The sequence below is a fragment of the Streptomyces sp. NPDC104226 genome (assembly GCF_055584085.1).
This window is the reverse complement of record NZ_JBVJMS010000006.1, coordinates 276,029-292,520: the sequence shown is the minus strand read 5'-3', so window position 1 is coordinate 292,520 and position 16,492 is coordinate 276,029. Positions and strand designations below refer to the sequence as shown.

14 protein-coding genes and 1 pseudogene are annotated in these 16,492 nt (G+C 72.3%); 7 read left to right on the top strand and 8 right to left on the bottom strand.

Going from position 1 to position 16,492, the window contains the following annotated elements:
- Positions 1-30: 30 nt before the first annotated feature.
- Complete coding sequence (gene pcrA / locus ACZ60J_RS20640) at positions 31-2,559, bottom strand: DNA helicase PcrA (protein ID WP_469683680.1); 2,529 nt, start codon at positions 2,557-2,559, stop codon at positions 31-33.
- Between the two features lie 180 nt (positions 2,560-2,739).
- Here pcrA and ACZ60J_RS20635 point away from each other — a divergent pair, with 180 nt between their 5' ends.
- The 4 genes and pseudogenes from ACZ60J_RS20635 (at position 2,740) to ACZ60J_RS20620 (ending at position 5,578) form a co-directional block, all read left to right on the top strand.
- Positions 2,740-3,804, top strand: a complete 1,065-nt coding sequence (locus tag ACZ60J_RS20635; RefSeq protein WP_469683678.1) for a C40 family peptidase — start codon at positions 2,740-2,742, stop codon at positions 3,802-3,804.
- A 14-nt stretch (positions 3,805-3,818) separates the two neighbouring features.
- Positions 3,819-4,010 (top strand): annotated as a pseudogene (locus ACZ60J_RS20630) (sortase domain-containing protein); the annotation flags it as partial.
- Positions 4,011-4,031: 21 nt separating this feature from the next.
- Positions 4,032-4,385, top strand: coding sequence for a hypothetical protein (locus ACZ60J_RS20625; RefSeq protein WP_469683676.1), 354 nt, complete (start codon positions 4,032-4,034; stop codon positions 4,383-4,385).
- 140 nt (positions 4,386-4,525) lie between these two features.
- The gene (locus tag ACZ60J_RS20620; RefSeq protein WP_469683674.1) at positions 4,526-5,578 is read left to right on the top strand and encodes a C40 family peptidase; all 1,053 of its coding nucleotides are present in this window, start codon (positions 4,526-4,528) and stop codon (positions 5,576-5,578) included.
- 5 nt (positions 5,579-5,583) lie between these two features.
- Here ACZ60J_RS20620 and ACZ60J_RS20615 read toward each other — a convergent pair whose 3' ends face one another.
- Together ACZ60J_RS20615 and ACZ60J_RS20610 are read right to left on the bottom strand one after the other, a co-directional pair.
- Positions 5,584-6,279, bottom strand: a complete 696-nt coding sequence (locus ACZ60J_RS20615) for a LuxR C-terminal-related transcriptional regulator (protein ID WP_243333471.1) — start codon at positions 6,277-6,279, stop codon at positions 5,584-5,586.
- Entirely contained in the window at positions 6,276-7,571 is a 1,296-nt protein-coding gene (locus ACZ60J_RS20610) for an ATP-binding protein (RefSeq protein WP_469683672.1), read from the bottom strand. Before ACZ60J_RS20610 ends, ACZ60J_RS20615 begins: the two co-directional genes overlap by 4 nt.
- A 131-nt stretch (positions 7,572-7,702) precedes the next feature.
- On the opposite strand from ACZ60J_RS20610, the gene ACZ60J_RS20605 reads away from it, so the two are divergent.
- Together ACZ60J_RS20605 and ACZ60J_RS20600 are read left to right on the top strand one after the other, a co-directional pair.
- Positions 7,703-9,103 (top strand): PspC domain-containing protein, encoded by a 1,401-nt coding sequence (locus ACZ60J_RS20605; protein WP_469683670.1) that lies wholly within the window; start codon positions 7,703-7,705, stop codon positions 9,101-9,103.
- Positions 9,090-9,323 carry a hypothetical protein gene (locus tag ACZ60J_RS20600; RefSeq protein WP_469683669.1) on the top strand — a complete coding sequence of 78 codons (234 nt, stop codon included), beginning with the start codon at positions 9,090-9,092 and terminating at the stop codon, positions 9,321-9,323. Before ACZ60J_RS20605 ends, ACZ60J_RS20600 begins: the two co-directional genes overlap by 14 nt.
- A 26-nt stretch (positions 9,324-9,349) precedes the next feature.
- Here the strand turns inward: ACZ60J_RS20600 and ACZ60J_RS20595 are convergent, their stop codons facing one another.
- The 4 genes from ACZ60J_RS20595 to guaA form a co-directional block, all read right to left on the bottom strand.
- Positions 9,350-9,820, bottom strand: coding sequence for a DoxX family protein (locus ACZ60J_RS20595; protein ID WP_469684097.1), 471 nt, complete (start codon positions 9,818-9,820; stop codon positions 9,350-9,352).
- A gap of 85 nt (positions 9,821-9,905) precedes the next feature.
- A complete protein-coding gene (locus tag ACZ60J_RS20590; protein ID WP_469683667.1) occupies positions 9,906-11,162 on the bottom strand; it encodes a hypothetical protein in 1,257 nt (418 codons plus the stop codon).
- Positions 11,163-11,264: 102 nt separating this feature from the next.
- Positions 11,265-12,056 (bottom strand): class II aldolase/adducin family protein, encoded by a 792-nt coding sequence (locus ACZ60J_RS20585; RefSeq protein WP_469683666.1) that lies wholly within the window; start codon positions 12,054-12,056, stop codon positions 11,265-11,267.
- A gap of 125 nt (positions 12,057-12,181) precedes the next feature.
- Complete coding sequence (gene guaA / locus ACZ60J_RS20580) at positions 12,182-13,768, bottom strand: glutamine-hydrolyzing GMP synthase (protein WP_469683664.1); 1,587 nt, start codon at positions 13,766-13,768, stop codon at positions 12,182-12,184.
- Positions 13,769-14,064: 296 nt separating this feature from the next.
- Between guaA and ACZ60J_RS20575 the strand changes: the two genes are divergently transcribed.
- Positions 14,065-14,322 (top strand): chorismate mutase, encoded by a 258-nt coding sequence (locus tag ACZ60J_RS20575; protein WP_469683662.1) that lies wholly within the window; start codon positions 14,065-14,067, stop codon positions 14,320-14,322.
- A gap of 337 nt (positions 14,323-14,659) precedes the next feature.
- Here the strand turns inward: ACZ60J_RS20575 and ACZ60J_RS20570 are convergent, their stop codons facing one another.
- Complete coding sequence (locus ACZ60J_RS20570) at positions 14,660-16,318, bottom strand: LPXTG cell wall anchor domain-containing protein (protein WP_469683660.1); 1,659 nt, start codon at positions 16,316-16,318, stop codon at positions 14,660-14,662.
- Positions 16,319-16,492 lie beyond the last annotated feature (174 nt).

The following is a 16,492-nucleotide window of genomic DNA, read 5'->3' as shown; positions in this document are numbered from 1 at the left end:
GACCAGCGACCGCGTCCCCCGACCCGCCCGCTAGAGCTTCTGCACCGGCGCGTACCGCAGCAGGAGCCGCTTCGGCTTCTCGTCCCCGAAGTCGATGGTGGCCTGCGCGTCCGCGCCCGCCCCCTTGACCTCCATGACCGTGCCCAGCCCGAACTGGTCGTGCGTGACCCTGTCCCCGACCACCAGCGCGATGACCGGCTTGTCGGCGGCCCGCCGCGTCGCGAACCCCGACGGGCCCGACTTCGTACGCGACGAGGACAGGAAGGACTCCGGCGAGGTCCCGAAGGAGGCCTTGCCGCCGCCCGAGCCCGAGGACCCGTACCCCGAGCCGGAGCTGCGCATCGGGCCCGCCGGCTTCTGCGCCGCGCCCGTCCGCTTCCACTGCAGGTACTCGGCGGGGATCTCCTCCAGGAACCGCGACGGCGGGTTGTAGGAGGGGGTGCCCCAGGCGCTGCGCATGCTGGAGCGCGTCAGGTACAGCCGCTCGCGGGCCCGCGTGATGCCGACGTAGGCGAGGCGGCGCTCCTCCTCCAGTTCCTTGGTCTGGCCCAGCGCGCGCATGTGCGGGAAGACCCCGTCCTCCATGCCGGTCAGGAAGACCACCGGGAACTCGAGGCCCTTGGCGGTGTGCAGGGTCATGAGGGTGATGACGCCGTTGCCGTCGGTGTCCTCGTCCGGGATCTGGTCGGAGTCGGCGACCAGCGCGACCTGCTCCAGGAACTCGGAGAGGGTGCCGGGGCCGACCGGCGGGGCGCCGTTCTCGGCGGCCTCGGCCGCCGCCGCTTCCCTCGCCTGCTCGAATTCGAGTGCCACGGCGGCGAGTTCCTGAAGGTTCTCGATGCGCGTCTCGTCCTGCGGGTCGGTCGAGGCCTGGAGTTCGGCGAGGTAGCCCGTACGCTCCAGGACCGCTTCCAGGACCACCGCCGGGCCGGCGCCCGAGTCGACGATGGTGCGGAGCTCCTCCATCAGCACGTTGAAGCGCTTGACGGCATTGGTCGACCGGGCGGCCATCCCGAAGGCCTCGTCGACCCGGCGCAGCGCCTGCGGGAAGGTGATCTTCTCGCGCATCGCGAGCGCGTCGATCATCGCCTCGGCGCGCTCGCCGATGCCGCGCTTGGGGACGTTCAGGATCCGGCGGAGCGGGACGTTGTCCTCGGGATTCGACAGGACGCGCAGGTACGCGAGGACGTCGCGGACCTCCTTGCGCTCGTAGAACCGGACGCCGCCGACGACCTTGTAGGGCAGTCCGACGCGGATGAAGATCTCCTCGAACACACGGGACTGCGCGTTGGTCCGGTAGAAGATCGCGACGTCGCCGGCCTTCGCGTCGCCCGCGTCCGTCAGCCGGTCGATCTCGTCGGCGATGAACTGCGCCTCGTCGTGCTCGGTGTCCGCGACGTAGCCGGTGATGACGGCGCCGCTGCCGGCCTCGGTCCACAGGTTCTTCGCGCGGCGGTTCTCGTTGCGCTCGATGACCGCGTTGGCGGCGGACAGGATCGTCTGGGTGGAGCGGTAGTTCTGCTCCAGCAGGATCGTGGTCGCGTCCGCGTAGTCCTCCTCGAACTGGAGGATGTTGCGGATGGTCGCGCCGCGGAAGGCATAGATCGACTGGTCGGCGTCACCCACCACGCACAGCTCGGCGGGCGACAGGTCCGGGTAGCCGGTGCCGACCAGCTCGCGCACGAGCGTGTACTGGGCGTGGTTGGTGTCCTGGTACTCGTCGACCAGCACGTGCCGGAAACGGCGCCGGTAGTGCTCCGCGACCTCCGGGAAGGCCTGGAGCAGGTGGACCGTGGTCATGATGATGTCGTCGAAGTCGAGGGCGTTGGCCTCGCGCAGCCGCCCCTGGTACATCGCGTACGCCTGGGCGAGGGTCTTCTCGAAACCGTCGGCGGCCTGACCGGCGAAGGCGTCCTCGTCGATGAGCTCGTTCTTCAGGTTCGAGATCTTGGCGCTGAAGGCCTTCGGCGGGAACTTCTTCGGGTCCAGGTCCAGGTCGCGGCAGACGAGCGCCATCAGGCGCTTCGAGTCGGCCGCGTCGTAGATCGAGAAGGAGGAGGTGAAACCGAGCCGCTTGGACTCGCGGCGCAGGATGCGCACGCACGCGCTGTGGAAGGTGGAGACCCACATCGCGTTCGCACGGGGGCCGACCAGGCCCTCGACGCGCTCCTTCATCTCGCCGGCGGCCTTGTTGGTGAAGGTGATCGCCAGGATCTGGCCGGGGTGGACCCCGCGCGCTCCCAGCAGGTGGCCGATGCGGTGCGTCAGCACGCGCGTCTTGCCCGATCCGGCGCCGGCCACGATGAGCAGCGGGGAGCCCGCGTGCACCACGGCGGCGCGCTGCTCCGCATTCAGCCCCTCCAGGAGGGCCGCCGGGTCGATGACGGGCCGGGGGGCGCCGTCCCGGTAGTACGCGTCCCCGCTCATGGGCACGTCGAACCGGCCCCCGAAGAGGTCGTCCGCGCCCGCCTCGGGGGCGGCGTGGTCCTCGGGCGGCGGGGGGACCTCTTCGGAGGGGGAGAGGTCGGCCAGGAAGCTGTCGTCAAAGAGGCTGCTCATCGCCTTCCGAGTTTAGGGGGCGGGACCGACAGCCGGTCCCGCCCCCGGAAAATCGCCGTCCCCCGCCCGGAAAACACCGGACCGCGCGGCGGCATATGCCCTACGGAGGCGTCCCGCCCCCTTCCGGCGGGGCGCCTCCGGCGCTAGCGTGCTCCGCCAACCGGAAGGAGGTGCCGGCCCGTGTACGCGTACGGAATCCCCTCGTCCCACCCCTCCCCCCACCACCGCAAGCCGCGCACCCGAAGACATCCGAACGCCCCCACCGCGGTCGTCACGACCGCGGCCCTGTCCTCCTTAGGCCTGCTCCTCCCCCACCAGGCCGCGGCGGCGCCGACGCCCCGCCCCTCGGTGGAGGAGGTACGGACCCGCGTGGACGAGCTGCACCGGCAGGCGGGCACGGCCACCCAGGCCTACGACGCCGCGGCCGCGCGGACCGAGGAGCAGCGGGCCCTGCTGTCCGCGCTCATGGACCAGGTGGCCGGCACCACACAGAAGCTGAACGAGGCCCGGCGGCTGCTCGGCAGCTACGCCGCCGACCGGTACCGCGGCGCCGGCGGCCTCGGCGGGACCGCGACCCTGCTGCTCAGCGACGATCCGCAGGCCTTCTTCGCGCAGACGCACCTGCTGAACCGGCTCGGCGGCCGCGAGGACGCACTGCTCACCCAGTACACCCGGGCCAGGGCGGAGACGGCCGCCAAGCGCCGGGACGCGGCCGTGGTGGTCGCGGAACTGGAGCGGGCGCAGGAGGAGCTGCGCGGGCGCAAACAGGACGTGCAGGCCCGGCTCGCGGAGGCGAACGCCCTGCTCGCGCAGCTCACCGCGCCGGAGCGGGCGCGGGCCCTGGCCCCCCGGGCCCCGGCCGCTCAGGGACCGCTGCCCGCGGACGGCCCCGTGTCGGCGGCCGGCGCCAGGGCGGTGGCCTTCGCCCGGGCCCAGCTGGGAAAACCGTACGTCTGGGGCGCGACCGGCCCGCGCTCGTACGACTGCTCCGGGCTGACCCAGGCCGCCTGGCGGGCGGCGGGGGTCACGCTGCCGCGCACCACCTGGGACCAGGTGAAGGCGGCCCCGCGGATCGCGACGAGCGCACTGCGCCCGGGGGACCTGGTCTTCTTCTACTCGGACATCAGCCACGTCGGGATCTACATCGGCGGCGGCCGCATGATCCACGCCCCGCGCCCGGGGACGTACGTCCGCGAGGACTCGGTCTACTACCAGCCGATCTACGGGAGCGTCCGGCCGGGGTGAACGCGGCGGCGCTCGGCCGCACCGCCGTGTTCACCGTGTACGGCATCGAGGTCGTCGGCGAGAACGACTTCCCGGCGGCGCGGATCTACGGCCCCAAGGGCGCTCCGGAGCTCCGCGTGATCACCTGCGGCGGCGGCTTCTCGAAGAAGGACGGGTACGACGGCAACGTCGTCGTCTTCGCCCGCCTGACGGAAGTCCGCGGATGACCACCACCTAGGCTCGTCGCCATGAACGTACTCATCAGCGTCTTCCTCGGCCTGCACATCATCGGGATCGCCTCGCTCCTCGGCGGGTTCCTGACCCAGATGAAGGCGATGGGCGCGGGCACGGCCCGGTTCGTGCCCGCGATGCTGCACGGTGCGTTGACCATGCTCGTCACCGGCGTCCTGCTCGTCGGTTTCCGCGAGATGGACGGGGGCACCGTCAACAACATCAAGATCGGCATCAAGCTCGCGATCCTCTTCGTGATCCTGGCGATCGTGTACGTCAAGCGCGACGAGGAGCGGGTGGAGAAGGCCTTGTTCGGGGCGGTCGGCGGACTGACGATGGTCAATATCTTCATCGCCGTTCTCTGGCACTGACACCGGGCGGCCCTCGATCACCCCGTCGACGGCCAGGTCCGGTCACGTCCGGCCACTTTCGACCATCTCGTCATCTGCCCGTTACCTTCGGGTCTAGCGTCCTCCCCCAAGCACCGACGGAGGAAGGACGTGAGGCCCTCGTGGCCAGTCATCGAAAGCCCAGGCAGCGCCCGCTCACCGGCGGCACGGCACGGAGCACCGTACGCACCACCGCCGCCACCCTCGCCCTCGCGGGCGCTGCCACCGCCACTGCCTTCGAAGGCACCTCCCACGCCGATCCGCAGCAGACGCCCTCGCAGATCAAGGCGGAGATGGACCGGCTCTACGAGGAGGCCGAGGCGGCGACGGACCAGTACAACGGGGCGAAGGAGAAGGCCGACGAGGCGCAGCGCGCGCTCGACGGGCTGCGGGACGAGACCGCCCGCAAGACGGACCAGCTCAACACGGCCCGCAGCGCGCTCGGTTCGCTGGCCGCGACACAGTACCGCAGCGGCACGCTGGGCGCCGCCGTCCAGCTCGCGATGTCCGCCGATCCGCAGGAGTACCTGGACCGGGCCGCCCTCATCACCCGTGCCGGGAACCGCAACGCGGCGGAGGTCTCGGCCGTACGGCGGGGGCTCGACGAGGTCGGGAAGCTCAAGGACCAGGCCGCCGGACGCCTCGCCGACCTGCGGGCCCGGCAGGGCGAACTCGCCGGCCACAAGGTCGCGATCGAGGAGAAGCTGACCGCCGCGCAGCGGCTGCTGGCCAAGCTGACGGCCGAGGAGCGGGCGGCCTACGAGGCCCGCTCGGCCGGCCCCGCACCGGCAGCCCCCGCCACCCAGGCCCCGGCGCCCTCCGACGGCTCGCGCGCGGCCCGCGCGGTGGCGTTCGCGTACGGGGCGATCGGCAAGCCGTACGTGTGGGGCGCGACGGGCCCGGGCTCGTACGACTGCTCCGGTCTGACCCAGGCGGCCTGGCGGGCGGCCGGGGTGTCGCTGCCGCGCACCACCTACACGCAGATCAACGCGGGCCGGCGGGTCTCGCGCGATGCGCTGGCCCCCGGTGACCTGGTGTTCTTCTACTCCGGCGTCACGCACGTCGGCATGTACATCGGCAACGGCCAGATGATCCACGCCCCGCGCCCCGGCTCCACGGTCCGCGTCGCGCCGATCGACTCGATGCCCTGGGCCGGAGCCTCGCGGCCCGCCTAGATCCCTCAGATCAGCCGGCGGGCCGTCGCCCAGCGGGTCAGCTCGTGGCGGTTGGAGAGCTGGAGCTTGCGCAGCACCGCCGAGACGTGGGATTCCACCGTCTTGACCGAGATGAACAGCTGCTTGGCGATCTCCTTGTACGCGTACCCGCGCGCGATCAGCCGCAGCACCTCGCGCTCGCGCTGGGTGAGGCGGTCCAGGTCCTCGTCGACCGGCGGGGCGTCCGTCGAGGCGAAGGCGTCGAGCACGAAGCCGGCGAGGCGCGGCGAGAACACCGCGTCCCCGTCCTGGACGCGGAAGACCGAGTCCACCAGGTCGGTGCCGGTGATCGTCTTGGTGACGTAGCCGCGGGCGCCGCCCCGGATGACCCCGATGACGTCCTCGGCCGCGTCCGACACGGACAGGGCGAGGAACCGGACCGGGTCCTCGACGGCGCCCATCAGGGGGGCGCAGCGGCGCAGCACCTCGACGCCGCCGCCGCCGGGCAGGTGCACGTCGAGGAGCACCACCTCGGGGCGGGTGGCGGTGATGACGGTGACGGCCTGGTCCACGTCGGCGGCCTCGCCGACGACCTCGACCCCGGTCCGCTCGGTCTCGCCGATCTCGGCCTGCACCCCGGTGCGGAACATCCGGTGGTCGTCGACGAGCACCACCCGGACCCTCCTGGTCACGCCGCCGGTGCTCGCGCTGTCCTCGGTCATGCTGCCTTCGCCGCCCTCTCCATCTCCAGCTCGACTTCCGTGCCGCCGTCCGGGACGGACCGCAGTCGCGCGGTCCCGCCGTTCCGCTGCATCCGGCCGATGATCGATTCTCGTACGCCCATGCGGTCGTCCGGTACCGCGTCCATGTCGAAGCCGGGTCCGCGGTCCCGTACGGACACGAACACCGTCTGGCCCTCCACCTCGGCGTACACCTGGACGGGGCCGCCGTCGCCACCGTACTTGGCGGCATTGACCATCGCTTCGCGCGCGGCCTGCATCTGCGCGGCCAGCTTCTCGTCGAGGGGGCAGTCGCCGACGACGACCACCTCGATCTGCACCCCGTGGTGGTCCTCCACCTCGGCGGCGGTCTTCTTCACGGCCTCGGCCAGCGTCGTCGGCTCCTCGCCCTCGTCCTTGCCGGTGCCCTCGGGCTTGTACAGCCAGTTGCGCAGCTCCCGCTCCTGGGCCCGGGCGAGGCGGCGCACCTCCCCGACGTCCTCGGCGTTGCGCTGGATCAGGGTGAGGGTGTGCAGCACCGAGTCGTGGACGTGGGCGGCCACCTCGGCGCGCTCCTGGGCGCGGATGCGCATCAGGCGCTCCTCGGAGAGGTCCTGGGTCATGCGGATCAGCCAGGGTCCCGCGAGGAGGGCGACGCCGACGAGGACGGCGAGGGTGGCGGTCAGTACGTTGCCGAGCTGGGCGGCGGAGCCGCGGACCACGATGAAGACGGTCAGGCCCACGCCGACCAGGGCGACGCCGGCGAGCGCGCGGGCGGCCTGCAGCAGCCGGGCGTGCCGGCCGGCGGCGGCGTTCCAGTGGGCGCGCCGGGCGTTGTCGGCCTGGCGCCAGACGAGGACCACGCCGGCCCCGACGAGCAGGGTCGGCCACACGTACCGTCCGGAGCTGCCGCCGACTTGGACCTGGGAGATGAAGATGCCCGCGCCGACGCACAGCGCGATCAGCGCGATGATCTGGCCCCGCTCGGGCTTGCGCAGCCGCCGGGTGCCGTCGGGGAGGGTGTCGAAGTAGGAGCGGTGGCCGCTGCGGCCGCCGACGCCGAGCGGTACGAAGACCCAGAACGCGGCGTAGAGCAGCACGCCGAGGCCGTCGCCCCACATGAACAGGCCGAGGAAGGCGAGCCGGACCCAGACGACGGGCAGGCCCAGGTGCCCGGCGAGGCCGCGCGCGACTCCGCCGAGCATCCGGCCGTCGGCGCTGCGGTAGAGCTTGCGCTGCGGCGTCTCGTCGGAGTCCGGTGCGTACGGCGTGCGGGGGGCGGCTGCTACGGGCATGTCACCGATGGTCACACGCGCGCGGCGGCCGCGGCATCAGGGCAGCCCCCCAGTTCTCTCGGGGGGATATCAGGGTTGCGCCAGGGTAGATCCGGATGCCTGCGGCGACGGCGGACCGTCACCATGTACGCATGACCGAAGTACACGATTCCCCGCCGCCGGACGCAGGAGCCGGCAGGAGCGCGGCCGACGCGGGCCCCGGCTCCGCTTCGCCGCTCGCCGAGCGCCCTCCCCTGCGCCGCGGCAAGCGCGACAAGGTGCTCGCGGGCGTGGGCGGCGGTCTGGGCCGGTACTTCGATCTCGACCCGGTGATATTCCGTATCGTCCTCGGCGTCCTCGCCGTCACCGGCGGCGTCGGTCTGATCTTCTACGGCTTCGCGTGGCTGCTCCTGCCCCAGGAGGGCGAGGAGGACAGCGAGGCGAAGAAGCTGCTGACCGGCCGGATCGAGGGCTCGACGCTGGCTGCGGTGTTCGCCGCGCTGGTGGGCTGCGCCCTGTTCCTGTCGATGCTGGACAACGGTGGGCTGGCGGTCTTCTCCGTCCTCGCCGTGCTGGCGCTGGGCGGAGCGGCGTACTGGTCGCAGCGGCGGCGGAGCGGGTCCGGCGGGCGGCTCCATCCGGGAGACGTGGAGCAGCCCCCCGCGGGCGCGGAGTTCGTGTACCCGGCGGCGACCCGCACCGGGCACCGCACCGCGCACAGTCCGGCGCCGCCGGAGACCCAGGCGCCGCCGGTGCCCGGCGGCCCGTCGTGGTGGCGGGATCCGCTGGTCAAGGACGGCACCACGGGGCCGGTCGGCTCGACGGGGTACCTGTGGGGTCCCGAGGACCCCGCCGATGCCGTCCGCGGAGACGGCCCGCCGGCGCCTGCGCCGTCCGGGAAGAGCCTCCCCTGGGAGTCCCGCGGCGGAATCGGCGGCCGGGTGTTCGTCCTGGCCGCGCTGGCCGGGAGCATCGCCACCGCCGCGGTGTGGGAGGGGAGCAACCTGAGCCACGCCCTGCAGGTCGGCTTCGCCGCCGCCCTCGCCGTCTTCGGCCTGGGGCTCGCGGTGAGCTCGGTCAGGGGCCGCACCGGCTTCGGCACCATCCTGCTCTCGGTGACCACGGCCGCCCTGCTCGCCGCGTCGGTCGCCCTGCCCAAGGACATCGGTACCGACTGGCAGGTCGTGGACTGGCATCCGACCGCGGTGGCCGAGGTGGCGCCGGTGTACGAGGCGGGTACCGGGCTCGCCACCTTGGACCTCAGCCACGTGGACGTGCCCAAGGGCACCACCGTGCCGGTGCGCGCTTCCCTCGAGGCGGGCCGGCTGCGGGTGATCCTCCCGCGGGAGGTCACCGCGAAGACGGTGGCGACGGTCCGGCTGGGCGACATCCAGATGCCGGGCGACACCGGCGAGGACGTGCGCATACGGAACCACGAGGAGACCCGGAGGGCGACGCTGCCCCCCGAATCGGGCACCCAGGCCGGCGGCACGATCGAGTTGCACCTGAGCGCGGGTGTGGGACAGGTGGAGGTGGCCCGTGCGGCGTCATGAGTTCCAGCCGGGACGGCTGATCGCGGGTCTGGTCCTGATGGCGGCCGGGGTGCTCTATCTCCTCGGCGCGGCGGGCGAGGCCGATCCGCCCTGGTTCTTCGTCCTCATGATGACGGCGGGCGGTCTCGCGTTCGCCGCCGTCACCGGGCTGGTGACCTACGCCATGCGCCGCGACCGGCGGGAGCGGATCGAGGAGGCCCGCGGGTCCGACGGAAGGTGACGGACCGACCGGACCGGACCGGTTCCTCAGCCGGCAGCCCGCCGCCGGCGCCTGATCAGGGCGTCCAGTGACCACAGGGGCGCTCCGGCGAGGATCAGCGGGGTCCAGGCCATCAGGTAGACCAGGTCGTTGCCGTAGTAGTAGGGGGTCACCGCCCAGGACACGGTGAGCCACAGGCTGAGCGAGATCAGGGCTCCGCCGACGGCCGCGATCCGGGTCAGCAGTCCGGCCAGGACCCCGAGGCCCACCAGGAGTTCCCCGATGGCCAGGGCCACGGCGAAGCCGACGGGCGCCTTCAGGGCCAGGTCCACCATGGCCGGGATCGCCGAGGTGTCGCGCACCCCTTGCATCAGCTCGCCGATGGAGCCGCTGCCGGTGGCGGAGAGGAAGGCGGAGTCGGTCAGCTTGTCCAGGCCCGCGTAGACGAAGGTCACGCCGAGGAAGATCCGCAGGGGCAGGAGCGCGTGGCGGGCGGCGAGCTCGCGCAGGCCGTGCAAGCCGTGCGAGCCGCTCGGTCCGGTGGGAGCGTCAGGGGCGCCGGAGGGGACGTCAGTTCGGGTCACGCGCTATGTGTACCCCGCTTCACTCCGCCACGTCGATGGTGCACCGGTTGGATTCCACTCCCGCGGCGGTGACGACCTGGATCTCGATCCTCCCCGGCTCCACTTCCGCCGGTACCGGCACGGTCAGTACGGCGTCGGAAGGGTTGGTGAAGCCGCCCGCGACCGGGACCAGCGGTACGTGCACATGGACCGCGCCCACCCGGACCACCAGCCGGGCCAGCATCTCCGGCGTCTGCGCCCCCGGTGGGACGAAGCCGACGCCGCGGATCTCGATGTCGTCCCCGGGGCGGATCGCCGCGTCCAGATCCCCGGGCTCGCGTCGGCGCACCACCGACAGGACCAGCGGGCGGCTGCCCTCGGCGTACTTCGCCGCCAGGTACACGGCCGCCGACAGCGCCACCAGCAGCGCGAGCGCCCACGGCAGGGCCGGCAGCCGGTCCGGGAAGCGGGCCAGCGAGGCCCCGGCGAAGCCCAGCACCACCGTGGAGACCAGTACGTACTGGGCGTCCGGGAAGGAGCCCCGGCCCGCGTCGTCCGTCAGCAGGTCCGCGCCGCACGGCCGGTCCGCCGGCAGCTTCTGCAGCCGCTGCCCCACGATCCGTACGGAGACCACCCGGCGCACCAGCACCGCGACCCCCGAGGTCAGCCCGAGCACCGCCAGCAGCGGCAGCGCCCGGTCGAGCGCGAGGCCCTCGTACAGCGCCTGGCGCTCGGGGCCCGGCGAGGAGGCGGCGAGCCGCAGCGCGGGCAGCAGCGTCGCGAAGGCGGTGAGCACCAGCCAGGCGCTCGGTACCGCCTTCGAGGTGGAGAGCCGGTTGTCCTCACCGACCAGCGGGGCCAGCAGCCCGCCCCGGAGCGTCTGCGCGCGGGCCGCCACCGTCAGCAGGGCGGCCAGCACGAGCGCGGCCAGCAGCCCGGCGGTGCGCGCCGTGGACCAGCCGGTGCCGAGCGCGGTGCCGACCTGGACCAGGAGCAGCACCCCCGCGGCGATCCACACGGCGAGGACGGCCCGCCGGGAGAACAGGTAGAGCCAGGAACTGCCGGCCTCCCGGCCCCGGTCGGCGACCGTCCGGGCCGACAGGGTCAGCTCGTCGGAGACCCACTGGCGGGAGGCTCCGAGGGAGTGGGCCACGGCGGCCGGGACCCCCTGCCCGGAGGCGAACTCGTCGCGCTTCGCCAGGAACGCTGCGACCGCGCGGCGGTGCCCCTCCCGTGTGCAGTCCTCGCAGGCACAGGCCGCGGTATGGGTGCTTCTGGACATCTCTTGGACAGCCACGAACGTGCCGCCTCTCTGAACTACGGTGCAATGCCAGCGAATTGTGCACCACTGCGGCAGTGTTCCGGATTGCGCACGATGTCAGAGCAGGTGATTAACCGTTCATGATGTTGACGGACCCGCCCCGCCGGTCTCCAGGAGCGGCTGGCAGTTGGCCCAGGCGGCCAGGTCCGACCCGAACCGCTCCCGGGTGGCGAGGGCGCTGTGGTGGCTGATGAGCACCGCCTTCCCGGCCGCCCGCGCGATCAGCTGCACCTGCGCGGCCCGCTCCGCCGCGATGAACCACCACGCGGCGGCCTCCACCGAGTCGCCGACGGTCAGCAGCCCGAGGTTGCGCAGCACCAGCGCCTTGTAGGGGCCGAGGGCATCCGCGATCCGCTCGGCGTCCCCGCCCCCGCCGCCGCCCAGGAACTCGTCGGCCAGCGCGTGGTCCTCGTAGAAGGCGCAGGCCTCCTGGGTGACGGGGGCGAGCAGTTCGCCGAGCGCGGCGAGCGCCCTGCCGTACGGGGCCTGCGTGCGGACGACGGCCACCACGGCGGGCCGGGCCCGGTGGACGGCCGCGTGCACGGCGAAGGCCAGCTGGTTGACCCTGCGCTCCCCGTGGCGGACCCGCCCCTCCCCGTCGACCAGCAGCAGGTCGTCGGGGCCGATCACGCCGAAGGCCCGGCCGAAGGGGTTCACCCAGTAGCAGTCCTCGAACTCCGGGTCGCGGGCGCTGACGTGCCCGCCCACCCCGTCCTCGTACCCGAGCCTCCCCAGCAGCCGCAGCACCGCGGCGAGCCGCTCCTTGCGGTGTGCGCGTTCCTCTCCGGGGGTGGCGAACACCGGCGGCATCTCGAAGCCCAGCCGCTCCACGGGCACGGGTGCGGGTGCGGACGCGGGTCGCTCGGTCATGGCCCCTCCTTCAAGGTCGCGGCGCAAAGTACCGGCGACCGGCCGAAGAGGCCATACACGCGGCGAGGCCGCCGCTCCCCGAGCGGGAGCGGCGGCCTCGTCCTACAGCGGGGCGAGCGGGAGGACTACTCCCACTCGATGGTGCCCGGGGGCTTGCTCGTGCAGTCCAGGACGACGCGGTTGACGTCCGGGACCTCGTTGGTGATGCGGGTGGAGATCCGCGCGAGCACCTCGTACGGCATGCGCGTCCAGTCCGCGGTCATCGCGTCCTCGGAGGAGACGGGGCGCAGCACGATCGGGTGGCCGTACGTGCGGCCGTCGCCCTGGACGCCGACGCTGCGGACGTCGGCCAGCAGGACGACCGGGCACTGCCAGATCTCCTTGTCCAGGCCGGCCGCCGTGAGCTCGTGGCGGGCGATGGCGTCGGCCTCGCGGAGCAGGTCCAGGCGCTCCTTGGTGACCTCGCCGACGATGCGGATGCCGAGGCCGGGGCCGGGGAACGGCTGGCGCTGGACGATCTCGGCGGGCAGGCCGAGCTCCTGGCCGACCATCCGGACCTCGTCCTTGAACAGCTGGCGCAGCGGCTCGACGAGCTCGAACTCGATGTCGTCGGGGAGCCCGCCCACGTTGTGGTGGGACTTGATGTTGGCGGTGCCGGTGCCGCCGCCGGACTCGACGACGTCCGGGTACAGGGTGCCCTGCACCAGGAAGGCCACCGCCGGGCCGTCCTCCTGGAGGATCTCCAGCTGGGCCTGCTCGAAGACGCGGATGAACTCGCGGCCGATGATCTTGCGCTTGGTCTCCGGGTCGGAGACGCCGGCCAGCGCGTTCAGGAAGCGCTCCTGTGCGTCGACGACCTTCAGCTGCACGCCGGTGGCGGCGACGAAGTCCTTCTCGACCTGCTCGGTCTCGCCCTTGCGCATCAGACCGTGGTCCACGTACACGCAGGTGAGCTGCGAGCCGATGGCCTTCTGCACGAGGGCCGCGGCGACCGCGGAGTCCACGCCGCCGGACAGGCCGCAGATGGCGCGCTTGTCGCCGACCTGCTCGCGGATGAGGGCGACCTGCTCCTCGACGATGTTGCCGGGGGTCCAGGTGGGCTGCAGGCCGGCACCGCGGTAGAGGAAGTGCTCCAGGATCTGCTGGCCGTGCGTGGAGTGCATCACCTCGGGGTGGTACTGCACGCCGTAGAGCTTCTTCTCGTCGTTCTCGAAGGCCGCGACCGGGACGACGTCGGTCGACGCGGTGACGGTGAAGCCCTCGGGAGCGGCGGAGCAGGCGTCGCCGTGGGACATCCACACCGACTGGTTCTCGGGGGTGCCCTCGAAGAGGGTGGAGCCGGCCTTGGAGACGGCCAGCGGGGTGCGGCCGTACTCGCGGGAGCCGGTGTTGTCGACGGTGCCGCCGAGGGTGACCGCCATGAGCTGGAAGCCGTAGCACATGCCGAAGACGGGGATGCCGGCCTCGAAGATCGCACCGTCGAGCTGCGGGGCGCCCTCCTCGTACACGGAGGACGGGCCGCCGGACAGGATGATCGCCTTCGGGTTCTTGGCGAGCATCTCGGCCACGGGCATCGTGCTGGGCACGACCTCGGAGTAGACCCGTGCCTCGCGGACGCGGCGGGCGATCAGCTGCGCGTACTGGGCGCCGAAGTCGACGACGAGAACCGTGTCCGGGGCGCTGTCGTGGGTGGCGAAGGTGGCTTCTGGCACGGGGCAGGCCTTCCGGCGGAAGAGGGGGTTGTTTTGTCGATTCTAACGGGGGGCGGATACCCCTCTTCGTCTCACCGTCCGAACCGGCTTGGCACGGAGCGGGACAGAGGGTCATAATCCCTCCATGCGCAAGCAGCTGAGCTTCCTCTTTACCTATGGCACCGGCCGGTCCGGTCGCCATGGGTCATCGTGATGCTCGCTTGAGCCGCTGACTTCCCAGAGCGCCCCGGTCCGACAGGACCGGGGCGCTCTGGCGTTTCCCGCTCCGGTCGGACCCCCACCGACAGGAGAACCCCGTGTCCGTCACCACCCCCGAGCAGCTCATCGCCGATTCCCGCGAGCGGATCGACGCCATCGACGACCGGATCATCGGCCTGATCCAGGAACGGATGGCCGTCTCGACCGTCATCCAGGAGGCCCGGATCGGCTCGGGCGGGCGCCGGGTGCACCTGTCGCGGGAGATGGAGGTCCTGACCCACTGGAGCGACGCCCTCGGCAAGCCGGGCACCGCACTCGCGATGACCTTGCTGGAGCTGTGCCGCGGCCGGGTCTGAGGCCCGCGGAGGGGCCGGCACCCGCGCCGGTGCCCGCGTCGCTGTTCGTCACCCGTCCGGACCGTGACCGCCCCCACGGCCCTTCGTTGATGCGGATGACCGTGCCAGCCAGGTGCGGGACCGCAGCACCACGCGTGGCTCCTCGGGAGCGATGAGACGCACCCCCTGCCGGGCGTGCGTCGTGGGACCTCGCTCCTTCATGTGACCGGACGGCAGGGGACAGCAGCCCGGTCACCACACAGAGGACGGCCGGCCCGGGGGACGCCCCGGACCGGCCGTTCTTCTGTTTCCCCCGTGGCGTGCGTCCTGCGCTTCCCCCGTGACGCGCGCTTCCCCGTTACCCCCGGCCGGTGGACCGGCGCCGGAAGGCGAGGAACACCGCGCCGCCCGCGGCCATGAGCGCCGCACCGGCGATCAGGACCGGCCCGGTCGCGGCGCCGGTCTCGGCGAGGCCGCCGTTCGGCGACTTGCCGTTGCCCGTACCGGCGCCCGGGCTCGGGGTGGTGCTCGTACCCGGCGTGGCCGCCGGGCTCGTGGAGGACGTCGGCTTCGGGCCCGGGGTGGTCGGGGCCGGGGTCGGCGTCGGGAGGGGGTCCTTGCCGTTGATCACGACGGCGGCCAGGTTGTTGGCGTGGTTCGGGTCCCATTCCTGCGGGTCGGCGCCCTGCGGGGACCACTGCCCGACCGAGACGGAACCGGTGGCGGCCTCGACGACCTTCTCGATCTTCATCTCGAACGGGAAGCCGTACGTCTGCTTCTCGCCGATGACGTGCGTGGTCGAGCAGAAGTAGCGCGGAGCGCCGAGCTGCTGCTCGCGGTAGCCGCCCGATGCCGTGACGCCCGTGCAGCGGTCCGGCTTCTTGGTGACCTTCGCGCCGGCCGGGACCACGATGTCCGCCATGGCCACGTCCTCACCGGAGCGGAGGTAGGCGACCCAGGCCGGGCCCTCGTTGCGGAAGCCGAGTTCCGCCTTGACCGTGTCGCCCGCCTTGCCCTTGAGGGAGACCGGCGAGGCCACGAGGTCGGCGGTGTTTCTCACCTGGAGGTCGAACTCGTGCTGGTTGTTCCACGGGTCGAGGTCGGCCGCCCGCGGCGCCGCCTTGGCCGCGCGCGACTTGAGGCCCATCTTCTTGCCCGTCCGGGGCGTGCTGGACTTCTGGACGGACTTCGCCTCGGAGCCCGCCTGGTGCACCCCGTAGATGAATCCCTCGATCAGGCCGTGCGGGGCGGCCCGGAGCGTCAGCGCGTCGGCGATCTCCCAGACCTCGCCCGGCTTGATCTCGTTGTCGAAGGTGCAGACCGTGGTGCCCCAGCCCACGTTCCACGGCTGGCTCTCGCTGTCGTCCTCGCTGAAGGCGCAGTTGTCGTACTGCTCGACCAGCCCCAGGCCGTGCGTGGTGCGCAGTTCCAGCGCCACGCCCTTGACCGACTCGGTGCCCGTGTTGCCGAAGACGATCGGGACGGGCTGCTGCTCGCCCGGATTCACCTTCGCCTTGAGCCGCGCCTTCTCCATGACCAGGTCGGGGCCGCCGATCTTGACCTTGGTGGTGGTCGGCGTGAAGGTGGCGCCGTCCGCCGCGCCGGTCATCGTCAGGTCGGCGACCGTGCCCACCGTGCTGCCCCGGGCAGCGGTCAGGTCCAGGGACACGACCTGGCTCCCGTGCCAGAGCCCCCAGTCCTTGCAGGTGACCTTCGACGCGGAGAGGGTGCAGCCGCTGGACTGCTCCCGGGTCAGCGCCACGTCGACGACGCCCTTGAGCGCGCTCAGGTCGATCGTGTAGGTGGTCTCGTGGTCGAAGGGCGCATCGCCCTCGTTCTCGACGCGGAAGTCGACCGTGCTCTTCTGCGGCTTGCCGCCCTGCCCCGGGTGCGGGAACAGGCCGATCTCCGCCGGGCTCGTCAGCGTGAACACCGGGTCCGCGGCGTTCGCGGGAGCGGCGGCCAGACCGACGGCCACCAGGCCGGCTGCCGCCAGCAGGGAGATGCGCTTTCTCATGACCGTGATGACCGGCGAAGGCCCTCCACGGTTGCCCCCTTCACCATGTGACGGACGCCACAGCTCCACTCCCGGATTCCGCTACAACCATCCGGGCCCGACGGCTGTCATCCATAGCGTTCGGCGGGCACCGCATTCGGAGGGGGATTGCGGTGCCCGCCGCAGTCGTTTACC

What these genes read in the sequence shown, in the direction of transcription:
- pcrA (WP_469683680.1), bottom strand. Translation starts at nt 2,559, where the DNA reads ATGAGCAGCCTCTTTGACGACAGCTTCCTGGCCGACCTCTCCCCCTCC.
- ACZ60J_RS20625 (WP_469683676.1), top strand. Translation starts at nt 4,032, where the DNA reads ATGAACGTACTCATCAGCGTCTTCCTCGGCCTGCACATCATCGGGATC.
- ACZ60J_RS20615 (WP_243333471.1), bottom strand. Translation starts at nt 6,279, where the DNA reads ATGACCGAGGACAGCGCGAGCACCGGCGGCGTGACCAGGAGGGTCCGG.
- ACZ60J_RS20610 (WP_469683672.1), bottom strand. Translation starts at nt 7,571, where the DNA reads ATGCCCGTAGCAGCCGCCCCCCGCACGCCGTACGCACCGGACTCCGAC.
- ACZ60J_RS20605 (WP_469683670.1), top strand. Translation starts at nt 7,703, where the DNA reads ATGACCGAAGTACACGATTCCCCGCCGCCGGACGCAGGAGCCGGCAGG.
- ACZ60J_RS20585 (WP_469683666.1), bottom strand. Translation starts at nt 12,056, where the DNA reads ATGACCGAGCGACCCGCGTCCGCACCCGCACCCGTGCCCGTGGAGCGG.
- ACZ60J_RS20570 (WP_469683660.1), bottom strand. Translation starts at nt 16,318, where the DNA reads ATGAGAAAGCGCATCTCCCTGCTGGCGGCAGCCGGCCTGGTGGCCGTC.